This is a genomic window from Nonomuraea sp. NPDC049714 (assembly GCF_044465295.1).
Taxonomy (GTDB): domain Bacteria; phylum Actinomycetota; class Actinomycetes; order Streptosporangiales; family Streptosporangiaceae; genus Nonomuraea.
The window spans coordinates 102,710-114,916 of the sequence record NZ_JBITLM010000007.1; the positions used below are offsets into that span (position 1 = coordinate 102,710).

Here is a 12,207-nt window from a genome sequence, read left to right on the forward strand (position 1 = left end):
CGAGGCCGGGGGCGTCGCGGATGAGCTGCCGTTCGGCGCAGGTTCGTGGAAGCGCGGGCCCACGCACGGCGAAGCTCCCCGGCATGATGGGCCTGTTCCTGGGCGGGCCACTGTACGAGGTCGCCGTCGCCGGGCCGGACCTGGAGGTGCTGCTCCGTCACCGCGCTGTGCTGCTGACCCTGGTCGGGGCGGCGTTGATCGCCTTGGCGTTCCTGTCCAGGCTCCGCGCGGCAGCGATGAGCGTCGCGGCGGCACTGCTCGGCATGGCGTCGGGACGGCTGATCGGACGCCTCTTCGACAAGCAGTCGGGGTTCTACCCGATCTGGCTGTACTTCTGGGTCGAGCTGCTCGGCGGGGCCTCCTCCTCGCCACCCTCCGGTGGTGGTCAGGAAAGTGGCCGGCCACCGCACCGTCGATGAAGCCCGCACCCGCGCTCGGGATCATGAGATCGTCGATCTACACCGGTCAGCATGGCGGTGGGTGTAGGTCAACCGCTATCCCGATGCCTGGAAAGGCGATAGCTGAGCACTTCGAGTGCAGTGCCCGGTGTGAAGGCCATGGATCAAGAGCGCGGGCCTTCTTCGCGGAACGCCCTGATGTTGCGCCTGGCCCAATCGGTGAAATGGTGCGGGGGCCGGCCCAGGACCGTCGCCGCGTCCGGGTTGACCTGCTGTTCCTCGGGGGTCGGCGCACCGTTGAAGCCGAGCGTGCCCTCGATCAACGGCTCGGGCATGGCGGCGGCCAGCTGTTCGCGGGCCTGTTCGCGGGTCAGCTCGACGAAGGTGATCGGCTCGCCGAGCACCTCGCCGATGATGTGCGCGCGTTGCCGTGGCGAGATCGGCTCCGGGCCGGTGAGCACGTACGTCCTGCCGTCGTGTCCCGGTCGGCGGAGCGTCGTGGCCGCGACCTCGGCGATGTCCTGCGGGTCCACGACGGGAAGGGCGACGTCGGCGAAGGGCGCGGCGATCGTGTGCTCGGCCCGCGCCGAGGAGGCCCAGGCCAGGGCGTTGGAGGCGAACGCTCCCGGACGTAGGTGGGTCCATTCGAGGCCGGACCGCTCGATCACGTCCTCGATGCGGCGCAGCGGCGCGTACGACTCCGCATCCGGGCGCGTGCCCACCGCCTGCGAGGACAGCAGCACGATCCGCGATGCTCCGGCCGATACGACGACGTCGACGATGCGCTGCGGGTCGAGGCGCACATCGTTGCCCGGGAGCATGAGGAACATCGCGTCGGCGCCGGCCAGCGCGGGATGCAGCGATTCCGGGTCGGTGAGGTCGGCCGGCCGGTGCCTGACGCCGTCCGGCAAGACCGCCGCAGCGACTGCGCGTGACACCGCGGTCACCTCTTCACCGGCTTCGGTCAGCACGCGCGCCAGCGCGAGGCCGACATTGCCTGTCGCTCCAGTCACCACGATCATGATCGACTCTCGTTCGACGGGTACGCGGTGGTGCGCACCGCGGTGAGTTCGTGCTCAGCGACGGGTATGACGAGGATCTTGCAGTGCCGTTCCGGATCGCCGAGGTCGGCGAATGCCGACTCCACGTCCTCAAGGCCGACCTCGCCGGTGATCATCGGCTCGACGTCGATCTCTCCGTCCGCGATGCGGCGCAGCGATTCCGCGAACTCGTCGGGGGTGTAGGCCTGCACGAACTGGAACGAGATCTCTTTGGCGATCCCGTAGTACGGCGTGATCGCGTCCGGTTCCATGCTGGCACCGACGACGACCACGCGGGCGGCGAACGGTGCTCGCCGGAGCACGTCGTCGAGCATGCCCGGCACGCCGACCGCCTCGAACACGACCGGGGTCGGGTGAGCGCCGGTCCGTTCCCACGCGTCGAAGACGCCCTCCGTCCTGGGGTCGACGACCTCGTCGGCGCCCATCATCCGGCCCAGCCCGCGCCGCGCCGGGGAGAGGTCCGAGGCGATGATCGGGCCGGCGCCGTGCGCCTTGAGCGCCGCGATCACGGCGATGCCGGCCGGGCCGCAACCGATCACGATGGCCCCGGTTCCCGGCTCGATCGACGACATGGTGACGGCGTGCAGACCGACGGCCATCGGCTCGGCGAGCGTCGCGAGCCGCGGGTCGAGCCCGTCGGGGACCGGTAGCAGCAGTGCCGCGTCGAGAAGCATGAAGTCGGCGTATCCTCCCGGCGAGGTGTTGGAGTAGAGCCGGGGCCTCATCCCACCCGCGGTGATCATGGCCGGCATGGACGTGACGACGGTGCCGGGCTCGGGGGCCTCGGTTCCCGGTCCCGCCGCGACGACCTCGCCCACGTACTCGTGCCCCATGAACACGTCGGCGTCGAGGTCGAGGCCGTCGGTCAGCGTCGGCGCCCCCGTCATCTTCTCGGCCAGTTCGGCCAGCTGGGCGCCGTGTTCGGCGAAATGCAGGTCGCCGCCGCAGACGCCGCAGGCCAGGACGCGGATGAGTACCTGTCCCTCACCGGGGACGGGGGTGGGGACGTCGTCCCGGTAGACCATCGAACCCTTCCGGAGTACGGAAGCGCGCATCGGATCTCCTCTTTACGTGTTGGCTGGTAGTCGACGGTTTTCGTGGTGGCTAGTAGCCGACGGTGAGCCAGGAACGGTGCGCCGTAGGAGTCTCGAGCTCGTCGGCGAACGCGATGGCGTAGTCCTCGACGCCGATCGCCGAGTGGCCGTCCGAATCGGACACCAGCGCGGTACGGCTCGTCCGGTACTTCCCCCGCCGGGCTCCGGGAACGTGCGGGCCGAACTCGGCGGCGGGCACCAGCACGAACCAGTCGATCTCGCCGGGAGACGCCTCCAGCATGTCGAGCGCCCGCTGGTGGGCGGTGACACGCGGCCGCAGCGCGTCGGGGAACGCGGCGGTGTCACCGAGCCGGGGTCCTCCCTCCGTCAGCGGCAGGACGGCCGAGCCGCCCACGACGCCCAGCCGGGCGCGGCGATCGACGGCGGGAAGCAGTGCCTCGACACCGGCGGCGATCCCGCCCTCCGCGCTCAGCGCCGGCAGGGCCACGGCGACGACATCGGCGTCGGCGGTCACGTGCGCCACGAAGGCGGGATCGTACACGGTGCCCGTGACGGAGGATGCGCCCGCAGGCCATGTGCCCCCTCCGGTTCGGGAGACGGCCACGACCTCGTGGCCGCGGGTGGCGAATTCCCGGATGAGGGCTGAGCCGGCGAAACCGGTGCCCAGGACGACGATCTTCATGATGTTCCCCCTGATGGTCAGCCGGGTGGTCTCACGTCACCGCGGCGATACCCACTCTCGGCGGAGAGCCCTGAGTTGCCAAACGCGACGTTAGCCGCTTACTTTTCATTAGTGACTACACCGTGTGGCGAACAGATCAGTGATCAGGCCTGCAGGGAGTTCCGCCGCGTGACCGAGTTCGCCGGCCGCAAGTGGAACGCGGCGATCCTTATGAGCCTGCGCCTCGGCCACGGACGCTTCTCGGAGCTACGCGCGCACGTCGAGGGCATCTCCGACCGGCTCCTCTCGTCGCGACTCCAGGAGCTGACCCGCGAAGGGCTCGTGCACAAGGACGTGACCCCCACCTATCCCGTGCAGGTGCGCTACTCCCTGACCGACGCCGGCCACGAGCTCATCCAGGTCCTGCACCCCCTGGTCGGCTGGGCGCACCGCTGGCCCCGCCCCTCCGATCCGCGCCCGCCGCACGCAGATGGGCACGCGTCCTCTCCAAGCCTTGCCGGCCGACCCGGCGACTAGAGCAGCCGCTCCGGACCGTCCGCCGGCGCCGAACCGGTCGAGCCCGCCTCACCCACCGGAAGCGGGGATGTCACCGCACTGCCGCGATGGCCTGGGCCGCCACAACGTCGATCATGGCTTGGGCGGTGGCGTTAACGATCGGCTTGCCGTCGCGCACCAGACGTCCGGGCACGTTGGCACCGCTGACGTTGATCGTGATCACCACGTTGCCCTTGCGCAGGACGGCCTTGCCCTCACCACGCTTGGCCTCGCCGACTTCGTAGACGTAATACACGTAGTAGCCCTCGTCGAAGTGCTCGCCCGCCTTGGCGGAGCCCACCTGCTTGACCGTTCCCTTCACCGAGGGCGTCCCGCCGAAAATGCTGGGCTGCCGGTAGTCGCTCCTCCTCTTGGTCGCGAAGCTCCTCTTCGCGTCATCCACGGAAGTGGGGAGTTTCTCGAACCCGGCGTCATAGGTGATGCTCAGATCCCTGAACCTGAACGGCGGGGCGTTGCCGGGGTCGTTGCTCCACTTGCAGGTCGGGTCGAGCCGGTCCTTCTTCCCCTGCAGCATCCCGATTCTCGACCGGGTCGACGCGGTCAGCACACGGCAGGGGTTGGCGGGCACCGTGCGCTTGGCGCTCTCAGAGGGTGGTTCGGACGGGGGCGCGGCCTCCTGCCTCTGCTGGGAAGGACTGGCCGCAGGGCTCGCGGCGGAGGGCTGGGGCGCCGGCATGAGCCCACACGCGGTGGCTGTTCCCGCCAGGAGCGTCACACCCAGGAGGCCGCGCAACCGCTTCACTGTCCGTCCTCCACGAGAAGACCGCCTGCCGGCCGTCCCCGCGACGGCCATGACCAGTACGGCGATTCGTGAGTTTCGCACCTCCGTCGGCACCGGAGAAGACCGGTTCGCGCCAAACTCCGCCTTATTCACGCCACTCTTCGGTCCTGGGCGCTGGAGTCCCTCATCGGCGGACTGCGTGGAAGAGCGCCGTGCCGTCAGCGCGGCGGGGGTTGCGCGACCACGAACGTGCCGCGACCTCTCACGGTTCGGAGTGCGCCCTGCTCATTGAGGGTACGGATCGCCGCTCGCACAGTGTTGCGGCTGACACCGAACTCCTCGCACATCTCGGCTTCTGATGGGACGGCACGGTTTGGTTCGTAGGTGTCGTCTTTGATCCGCGGCGATGCGCAGATACAGGCGGCGGCCGCCGTCACCAGTCGGCCGGCCCGCGACGGCGAGCAGGCGGGCAGGTTGCGCAGGCCGGTTTCCTTGGTGGCGCGGATGCGGTCTTCGGCGCGGGCGTGGGCGGCGGTGGCGTAGTTCCAGGTCGGCGAGCTGGCCGCCGGGGGTGCCGGTGACGAAGCAGGCGAAGCGTGTCCGTCGAGGTCGGTGAAGCGCGAAATCGAACCTGTTAAGAATTATTTCCTAATGCCCTTGACGAGAGTGTTTAATGAGCATAATTATCACCGCATGGAGCTACTTGGCCGGATCAGGACCGAGCGGCATGAGATGCCCGATGCCCTGCGCAAGGTCGCCGACGCGATCCTCGCCAGCCCAGGCGAGGCCGCCAGGCTGACGATCGTCGATCTCGCCGAGCGGAGTCGCACCTCGACGGCCACGATCACCAGGTTCTGCCGAGCACTCGGCTTCGCGGGCTACGCCGAGCTCCGGGTAGCCGTGGCCACCGAGACCGGACGAGTGGCCCAGCAGACCTGGCAGACCGACATAGGCCAGGAGATCCTGCCTGACGACAGCCTGGAGAAGGTCCTGGGCGTGGTGTCGGGTAACGACATCCGCCTGATCCAGGAGACCGGTGACCAGCTCGACCTGGCCGTCGTGGCCAAGGTCGCGCAGGCTGTGGCGGGTGCGAGCCGGGTGTTGCTGTTCGGGGTGTCGAGCAGTGCGGCGGTGGCCAGTGAGATGGAGTACCGCCTGCAGCGGATGCGCGTCCCCACCTGGAGCAGGTCCGACGCCCACAGCGCGCTCACCGACGCGGCGCTGCTGGGTCAGGGCGATGTGGCCATCGGGATCTCGCACAGCGGCAGGACGCGGGAGGTGATCGAGGTGCTGGCCGAGGCCGGCAGCCACGGCGCGATCACGGTGGCGGTGACGTCGCATCCGCGGTCGCCGCTGGCGGAGGTGGCCGAGCTGGTGCTGACCACGTCCAGCCGGGAGACGACGTTCAGGGCCGACGGGTTCGCCGCGATCCACTCGCAGCTGCTCGTGCTGGACGTGGTGTACGTGTCGGTCGCCCAGCGTACGTACGAGCGGACCAGGCAGGCGTTCGACGTCACGGTCAGGGCCGTGGCAGGACACCGCTTGTCAGAAGGAGATATATGACGATAAATCCGGACGCATTCGCCGAGCACATCGCGCACCTCGTCCAGACGATCCCGAAAGATCCGGCCATCCTCCAGGCTGCCGACCTCTTCACCCAGGCGCTGACCAAGGGCGGCGTCATCCAGGCGTTCGGCTCCGGCCACTCCGAGGCCGTCGCCATGGAGATCGCCGGCCGCGCCGGCGGCCTCGTCCCCACGAACCGGCTCGCGCTCAGGGACATCGTCCTGTACGGCGGCGCCCCCCGAGAAGAGCTGGACCGCTACGACCTCGAACGCGACCCGGCCGTGGCCCACGCCATCCTGGCCAACGCCCCCGTCCACGATGACGACCTCTTCGTCATCATCTCCAACTCCGGCGTGAACGGCGTGGTGGTCGAGCTGGCCACGCTGGTCAAGGAACGCGGCCACGCCCTGGTCGCCATCACCTCGCACGCGCACAGCGACGCCGTCCCCTCCCGCCACCCCTCCGGCCGCAAGCTCACCGACCTGGCCGACGTCGTCCTCGACAACCGGGCCCCGTACGGCGACGCCGTGCTGCCCCTGCCCGACGGAGGCGCCACCGGAGCCGTCTCCACCATCACCTCAGCCCTGCTCGCCCAGCTGGTCGTGGCACAGACCGTGAGCAACCTCCTCCAAGCCGGACAGGTGCCCCCGGTCTACCTCTCGGCCAACGTGCCGGAGGGCGACGCGCACAACCTCAAGCTGGAAGCCCTGTACGCGGGCCGTATCCGCCGCGGGGCCTGACCCCTCGCTCCACATCAAGACAGCCGCAGCAAGGCCGCACCAAAGCCGCACGACAGCTCTGTTTGGCATGCCGGACATTCGGGGGCCACTGAAACAAGGAGAACCCCACCCATGTCGCGAAATTTCCGAAAAGTTCTGCTGTCCTTAGCCACCCCCCTGGCCCTGACCGCAGCCCTGGCCAGCGCCAACCCCGCCAACGCCAACCAAGCCAACGCCGACCAGGCAGTACGCCTCCAGTACCGAACCAGCGCCCCCGGCGCCAGCACCGCCCAAGCCGAGCCCTGGCTCCAGCTCTTCAACGACGGCACCACCACCATCCCCCTCAACCAGGTCAAGATCCGCTACTACCTGACGGGCACCGAGTCCTACCGCTTCGCCTGCTCCTGGGCAGTGATCTCCTGCTCAACGGTGACGGGCCACTTCGTTCCCCAATCAGCCGGCGCGCAATACCTGGAGATCGGCTTCACCGCAGGCCAACTGGCCCCCGGCGCCACCACCCGCGACCTGCAACTGCGCTTCTACCGAGCCGACTGGCAGAGCTTCACCCAGAGCGACGACCCTTCCTACGGCGCCCAGACCTCCTACACGGACTGGGACAAGATCGCCGTCTACGTGAACGGCGAGCTGGCCTGGGGTGACCCCTCCGGCAGTGGCCCGGACCCCGACCCCGACCCGACAGATCCGCCCGGCCCCGGCGGCGTCCTGTTCGACGATTTCACGTACACGAACTCGACAGACCCACGCCTGGCCCAGCGCGGCTGGACCGTGCGCGGCAGCTCGGGCGGCCCCGGCGTACCAGGCGCCACCTGGTCCCCGTCCGCGATCACTTTCCCCAGCGGCCTGCTCACCTTGGACTCCTCGACGAACGGCACCCCCTCGGGCACCGTCCATACCGAGCTCTCCACCGCCAACCGCAAGTTCTTCGAGGGTACGTACGGCGCCCGCGTGCGTTTCGCCGACGCCCCGACCGGCGGCCCGGACGGCGAGCACGTCGTGCAGACGTTCTTCACCATCACCCCGCTCCGCTTCAACCTGGACCCCGACTACGGCGAGCTCGACTTCGAGTACCTGCCCAACGGCGGCTGGGGCGAGCCGTCCAACATCCTCTACACCACCAGCTGGGAGACCTACCAGGGCGAGCCGTGGCAGGCGGTGAACACGCACACCGAGGAGCGCGCCAGCTTCGCCGGCTGGCACGACCTGGTCATGCAGGTCGCGAACGGCCGGATCAAGTACTACGTCGACGGCCGCCTGTTCGCCGACCACGGCGGCATCTACTACCCCGAGACGCCCCAGTGGATCATGTTCAACCAGTGGTTCATCGATCTTCAGGCCGCGACCGGCACCCGTACCTATCGCCAGCAGGTCGACTGGGTCTACCACGCCAAGAACGAGGTCGTCTCGCCCGCCGGGGTGCTGAGCCGGATCAACGACCTCCGAGCTGAGGGCACCGCCTTCCGCGACACCGTCCCCAACCCGTAGCGAGAAGGCAAGGCAACATGAAGCACCGACTCACCGCCGCGGTGGCAGCACTGGCCCTGGCCGCGGCGGCGTGCGGCTCAGGCGCGAGCACAAGCGCCCCGGCGAGCACCGGCCCGGCCAAGCTGACCGTCTGGATCATGGACGGCAGCGTCACGCAGGACCTGCTGAAGACGTTCGAGACCCGGTACGAGGCCGCCCATCCCAACGTGGACCTCGACCTCCAGATCCAGGCCTGGGACGGCATCGGCGAGCGGGTGACCGCCGCGCTGGCCAGCACCGACGCCCCCGACGTGATCGAGGTGGGCAACACGCAGGTCGCGCAGTACGCGGCCAGCGGCGGCGTCACCGACCTCACCGCCAAGATCGCCGACCTCAAGGGCGAGGACTGGCTGCCCGGCCTGGCCCAGCCGGGCAACATCGACGGCAAGCAGTACGGCATCCCCTGGTACGCCGCCAACCGGGTCGTCGTCTACAACAAGGACCTGTTCACCAAGGCCGGGATCGACGCCCCACCGAAGACAAGGGACGAATGGCTGAAGATCACGGCCAAGCTGAACAAGGGCGGTGACCAGGGCATCTATCTGCCCGGGCAGACCTGGTACGCGTTCGCCGGGTTCGTCTGGGACGAGGGCGGTGACCTCGCCGTACAAGAAGGCGGCAAGTGGCGAGGCGCTCTCGACACCCCGCAGGCGCTGGCCGGGATGGACTTCTACCAACGCCTCCAAGCCCTGGGCAAGGGCCCCAAGGAGGCGGACGAGGCCAACCCGCCCCAGCACGAGGTGTTCGCCCAGGGCAAGACGGCGCAGATCATCGCCGTGCCCGGCATCGCCGCCCGAGTCCTGGAGGTCGAGCCGAAGCTCAAGGACAAGATGGGCTTCTTCCCGATCCCCGGCAAGACCGCGGACCGGCCCGGCGCCGTCTTCACCGGCGGCTCCGACCTGATCGTCCCGGTCGCCGCCAAGCACCAGGACGAGGCGTACGAGGTGATCAAGGAGCTGGCCGGCGAGCAGTTCCAGACCGAGCTCGCGAAAACGATGAGCTTCGTGCCCAACCGCACGTCGCTGGCCTCCGTGCTGTCCGGGGACGAGGGCACCACCGCCATGGCGGTCGGCGCCGCCGTCGGCCGGGCCACTCCGAACACCCCCAACTGGGCGGCCGTCGAGGCCACCTCGGTCATCAAGCAGTACATGACCGCGGTGCTCACCGGCGCCGACCCCGCCACCGAGGCGAAGAAGGTCTCCGAGTCCATCACCACGACACTCAACAGCGGGTCCTGAGTTGCGGACCCGCTCCTTCTGGCCCTACCTGCTCATCGCCCCCACGGTGGCGGGTGGGGCCTTCCTCCTCCTTTATCCGCTGCTCAAGGCGGCCGTGATCTCGCTCCAGCACTTCCGCATGGGCGAGCTCATCAGAGGCGGCGCCGAGTTCATCGGCCTCGGCAACTACCACGAGTTGCTGTCCGGAGCCGAGTTCTGGCAGGTGCTGCTGCGCACGGTCGTCTGGACCGCGATCAACGTGGTGCTCATCGTGGTGCTGGCCACCGGCATCGCGCTGATGCTCGTTCGGCTGCGGCGCGGCATGCGGCTGGCCCTGATGAGCGCGCTCGCCCTGGCCTGGGCCACGCCGGTGATCGCGGCCACCACGATCTTCCAGTGGCTGTTCCAGTCGGAGCTGGGCGTGGTCAACTGGCTGCTGACCACGCTCGGCCTCGGCTCGTTCGACGGCTACGCCTGGTTCGCCGACGGCAACGCGACCTTCGCCGTCCTGGTCCTCCTGGTCGTCTGGCAGTCCGTGCCGTTCGCCGCCCTCACCCTCTACGCGGGCCTGACCACGATCCCGGCCGAGCTGTACGAGTCCGCCCGGATCGACGGCGGCACCGGGTGGCAGGTCTTCTGGAAGATCACCGTACCGATCCTCCGGCAGCTCTTCGCGCTGATCACCGCGCTGGAGGTGATCTGGGTGGCCAAGTGCTTCCCGCAGATCTGGGTGCTCAGCCAGGGCGGCCCCGGCGACGCCACCACCACCCTGCCGATCTACGCGTTCAAGGTCGCCCGGGTGCTGCACCGCTACGACCTGGGCTCGGCGGTCGCCCTGCTCACCGTCGGCATCCTCGCCGTGGCCCTGATCAGCAACCTGCGACGGATGGTCCGCTCATGAGAAGGCTCACGCTCAACGCCGCGGCGCTGGCCGTACTGCTGGTGACGATCTTCCCGGTCTATTGGATGTTCCTGACGGCGTTCAAGCCGACCCGGGACATCCAGTCGGAGACCCCGACGTTCTGGCCTGCCGCCCCCACGCTGGAGCATTTCGCGACCGCCGTGACCGCGCCCGGCTTCTGGACCTTCTGGCGCAACAGCCTGCTGGTGACCGTGGTCGCCGTGCTGCTCGCGCTGGTGGTGGCGCTGCTGGCGGCGTTCGCGGTGGCCCGGATGCGGTGGCGCGGGAAGGGCGCGTTCGTGGTCATGGTGTTCGCCGCGCAGATGGCGCCGTGGGAGGCGCTGCTGGTGCCGGTGTTCATCATCGCCAGGGACACCGACCTGCTCGACTCGCTGGCCATGCTGACCGGGGTCTACTTCATGATCACCCTGCCGTTCACGATCGTCGCGCTGCGCGGGTTCCTCGCCGCGATCCCGCCGGAGCTGGAGGAGGCGGCCCAGGTCGACGGGTGCAGCCGGCTGGTGGCGTTCCGCAGGGTGGTCTTCCCGCTGCTCGCGCCCGGGTTGATGGCGACCTCGCTGTTCGGGTTCATCACCGCCTGGAACGAGTTCGCCTTCGTCAACGTGCTGATCATCAAGGACCACGACAAACGGACGCTGCCCGTCTGGCTGTCGTCCTTCCGCGACGTCTTCGGCACCGACTGGGGCGCGACCATGGCCGCGGCCAGCCTGTTCGCGCTTCCGGCGCTGCTGCTCTTCCTCTTCCTGCAGCGGCGGGTGGGCGCGGGCATGACGGCGGGTGCGATCAAGGGGTGAAGCGGGTGTGCGCGGCCTCCCGGTCGCCCTCCGGCAGCAGGTCGCGGGCGGCCAGCCAGGCCGCCGCCCCCGCCGTGTCCCGCGCCGTCGCCACCTCCTGGTCGGCCAGCGACTCCTGTACGCCCTGCCGTACCGGACCGTCGTTCGTCAGCACGCTCCCCGCGAGCACCACGGGACCGGAGACATGCACCCGCCTGACCGTGGCGACCAGGTGATCGGCCGCCTCGCGGGCGATCGCGAGCGCCGTCGGGTCGCCCGCCGAGGCGGCCCGGCTCACCAGGGGCGACAGCGTGGCCAGCCGCATGTGATCCGCCTGCGCGAGCCGTACGAGACGATCGGCGGTGTCGCGCGGCGCGGAGCGGCGCTCCGCGCCGAGGAAGTGCGCCAGCACCAGCTCGGTGAGCAGGCCGGAGAAGGAGCCGCGGTCGAGGGACGCGGCGACGGCCTTGGCGGCGGCGCGGCCGATCCAGAAGCCGGAGCCCTCGTCGCCGAGCAGCCAGCCGAGGCCGTCGGCGATGGCCACCATCTCGTAGCCGGCGATCCGGGCCGCCACCGCGCCCGTGCCCGACAGCAGCAGCGAGCCGTCCGGCTCGGGCGTGCCCGCCACGTAGGCGATCGTCACGTCGCCCGTGAGCCGGGGACCGGCCGGGATGCCCAGGTCGGCCCAGACCTTGCCCAACGCGGGCGCCATCGACTGGACGTGCCCGGCGACCCCGGCCAGGGACGCCACCACGCGGGAGCCGTCCTGGCCGGTCAGCGCCTCGCGCAGGGTGTCGCCGATGGCGGCCACCGCCTTGGCCAGGCCGTGCGCGCTGGGGTTGCCGGCGTTTCCGGTCGCGTAGCCGACGCGGGTGCCGTCGAGGGTGTGCACCGCGACGCGGGTGGAGGTGGCTCCGGCGTCGACTCCGACCACGAGCGAATTCGTCACGATCAGATTGTGGGTCTTGACTTGACCGCATTGCAAGAATAATTTTC

General features: G+C 69.5%; 15 protein-coding genes. 9 read left to right on the top strand and 6 right to left on the bottom strand.

The features are described 5' to 3' along the window. Nucleotides 1-83 precede the first annotated feature (83 nt). Nucleotides 84-419, top strand: coding sequence for a hypothetical protein (locus ACIBQX_RS26630; protein ID WP_397009022.1), 336 nt, complete (start codon nt 84-86; stop codon nt 417-419). A 143-nt stretch (nt 420-562) separates the two neighbouring features. Here the strand turns inward: ACIBQX_RS26630 and ACIBQX_RS26635 are convergent, their stop codons facing one another. Genes ACIBQX_RS26635 through ACIBQX_RS26645 form a run of 3 tightly spaced genes read right to left on the bottom strand, consistent with a single transcriptional unit; the run spans nt 563 to nt 3,196 of the window. After that, nucleotides 563-1,420, bottom strand: coding sequence for an NAD(P)H-binding protein (locus ACIBQX_RS26635; protein ID WP_397009024.1), 858 nt, complete (start codon nt 1,418-1,420; stop codon nt 563-565). Next, the gene (locus ACIBQX_RS26640) at nt 1,417-2,514 is read right to left on the bottom strand and encodes a zinc-binding dehydrogenase (protein ID WP_397009026.1); all 1,098 of its coding nucleotides are present in this window, start codon (nt 2,512-2,514) and stop codon (nt 1,417-1,419) included. The genes ACIBQX_RS26635 and ACIBQX_RS26640 overlap by 4 nt, the downstream gene beginning before the upstream one ends. Before the next feature lie 49 nt (nt 2,515-2,563). After that, a complete protein-coding gene (locus ACIBQX_RS26645; RefSeq protein WP_397009028.1) occupies nt 2,564-3,196 on the bottom strand; it encodes an NAD(P)-dependent oxidoreductase in 633 nt (210 codons plus the stop codon). Between the two features lie 168 nt (nt 3,197-3,364). Between ACIBQX_RS26645 and ACIBQX_RS26650 the strand changes: the two genes are divergently transcribed. Further along, entirely contained in the window at nt 3,365-3,712 is a 348-nt protein-coding gene (locus ACIBQX_RS26650) for a winged helix-turn-helix transcriptional regulator (protein ID WP_397009029.1), read from the top strand. A 70-nt stretch (nt 3,713-3,782) separates the two neighbouring features. Here ACIBQX_RS26650 and ACIBQX_RS26655 read toward each other — a convergent pair whose 3' ends face one another. Together ACIBQX_RS26655 and ACIBQX_RS26660 are read right to left on the bottom strand one after the other, a co-directional pair. Next, the gene (locus ACIBQX_RS26655) at nt 3,783-4,265 is read right to left on the bottom strand and encodes a hypothetical protein (protein ID WP_397009031.1); all 483 of its coding nucleotides are present in this window, start codon (nt 4,263-4,265) and stop codon (nt 3,783-3,785) included. A gap of 425 nt (nt 4,266-4,690) precedes the next feature. Then, on the bottom strand, nt 4,691-4,819 hold the full coding sequence (locus ACIBQX_RS26660) for a GntR family transcriptional regulator (protein ID WP_397009033.1): 129 nt from the start codon (nt 4,817-4,819) through the stop codon (nt 4,691-4,693). 37 nt (nt 4,820-4,856) lie between these two features. Between ACIBQX_RS26660 and ACIBQX_RS26665 the strand changes: the two genes are divergently transcribed. The 7 genes from ACIBQX_RS26665 (at nt 4,857) to ACIBQX_RS26695 (ending at nt 11,232) form a co-directional block, all read left to right on the top strand. Next, a complete protein-coding gene (locus ACIBQX_RS26665) occupies nt 4,857-5,015 on the top strand; it encodes a hypothetical protein (protein WP_397009035.1) in 159 nt (52 codons plus the stop codon). A 150-nt stretch (nt 5,016-5,165) separates the two neighbouring features. Beyond that, nucleotides 5,166-6,035, top strand: coding sequence for a MurR/RpiR family transcriptional regulator (locus ACIBQX_RS26670; protein WP_397009037.1), 870 nt, complete (start codon nt 5,166-5,168; stop codon nt 6,033-6,035). Continuing rightward, on the top strand, nt 6,032-6,778 hold the full coding sequence (locus ACIBQX_RS26675; RefSeq protein ID WP_397009039.1) for a sugar isomerase domain-containing protein: 747 nt from the start codon (nt 6,032-6,034) through the stop codon (nt 6,776-6,778). Before ACIBQX_RS26670 ends, ACIBQX_RS26675 begins: the two co-directional genes overlap by 4 nt. A 111-nt stretch (nt 6,779-6,889) precedes the next feature. Continuing rightward, nucleotides 6,890-8,260 (top strand): cellulose binding domain-containing protein, encoded by a 1,371-nt coding sequence (locus ACIBQX_RS26680; RefSeq protein WP_397009041.1) that lies wholly within the window; start codon nt 6,890-6,892, stop codon nt 8,258-8,260. Between the two features lie 17 nt (nt 8,261-8,277). Continuing rightward, on the top strand, nt 8,278-9,537 hold the full coding sequence (locus ACIBQX_RS26685; protein ID WP_397009043.1) for an extracellular solute-binding protein: 1,260 nt from the start codon (nt 8,278-8,280) through the stop codon (nt 9,535-9,537). Nucleotide 9,538: 1 nt separating this feature from the next. Continuing rightward, nucleotides 9,539-10,417, top strand: coding sequence for a carbohydrate ABC transporter permease (locus ACIBQX_RS26690; RefSeq protein WP_397009045.1), 879 nt, complete (start codon nt 9,539-9,541; stop codon nt 10,415-10,417). Next, entirely contained in the window at nt 10,414-11,232 is an 819-nt protein-coding gene (locus ACIBQX_RS26695) for a carbohydrate ABC transporter permease (protein WP_397009047.1), read from the top strand. The genes ACIBQX_RS26690 and ACIBQX_RS26695 overlap by 4 nt, the downstream gene beginning before the upstream one ends. Here ACIBQX_RS26695 and ACIBQX_RS26700 read toward each other — a convergent pair. Beyond that, the gene (locus tag ACIBQX_RS26700; RefSeq protein ID WP_397009049.1) at nt 11,222-12,160 is read right to left on the bottom strand and encodes an N-acetylglucosamine kinase; all 939 of its coding nucleotides are present in this window, start codon (nt 12,158-12,160) and stop codon (nt 11,222-11,224) included. The two genes, ACIBQX_RS26695 and ACIBQX_RS26700, sit on opposite strands and share 11 nt — an antisense overlap. Between the last annotated feature and the right edge of the window lie 47 nt (nt 12,161-12,207).

Excerpts from the sequence above, each read along its gene's own strand:
- ACIBQX_RS26630 (WP_397009022.1), top strand. The coding sequence starts at position 84 with ATGATGGGCCTGTTCCTGGGCGGGCCACTGTACGAGGTCGCCGTCGCC.
- ACIBQX_RS26635 (WP_397009024.1), bottom strand. The coding sequence starts at position 1,420 with ATGATCGTGGTGACTGGAGCGACAGGCAATGTCGGCCTCGCGCTGGCG.
- ACIBQX_RS26640 (WP_397009026.1), bottom strand. The coding sequence starts at position 2,514 with ATGCGCGCTTCCGTACTCCGGAAGGGTTCGATGGTCTACCGGGACGAC.
- ACIBQX_RS26645 (WP_397009028.1), bottom strand. The coding sequence starts at position 3,196 with ATGAAGATCGTCGTCCTGGGCACCGGTTTCGCCGGCTCAGCCCTCATC.
- ACIBQX_RS26655 (WP_397009031.1), bottom strand. The coding sequence starts at position 4,265 with ATGCTGCAGGGGAAGAAGGACCGGCTCGACCCGACCTGCAAGTGGAGC.
- ACIBQX_RS26660 (WP_397009033.1), bottom strand. The coding sequence starts at position 4,819 with ATGTGCGAGGAGTTCGGTGTCAGCCGCAACACTGTGCGAGCGGCGATC.
- ACIBQX_RS26670 (WP_397009037.1), top strand. The coding sequence starts at position 5,166 with ATGGAGCTACTTGGCCGGATCAGGACCGAGCGGCATGAGATGCCCGAT.
- ACIBQX_RS26675 (WP_397009039.1), top strand. The coding sequence starts at position 6,032 with ATGACGATAAATCCGGACGCATTCGCCGAGCACATCGCGCACCTCGTC.
- ACIBQX_RS26680 (WP_397009041.1), top strand. The coding sequence starts at position 6,890 with ATGTCGCGAAATTTCCGAAAAGTTCTGCTGTCCTTAGCCACCCCCCTG.
- ACIBQX_RS26685 (WP_397009043.1), top strand. The coding sequence starts at position 8,278 with ATGAAGCACCGACTCACCGCCGCGGTGGCAGCACTGGCCCTGGCCGCG.
- ACIBQX_RS26695 (WP_397009047.1), top strand. The coding sequence starts at position 10,414 with ATGAGAAGGCTCACGCTCAACGCCGCGGCGCTGGCCGTACTGCTGGTG.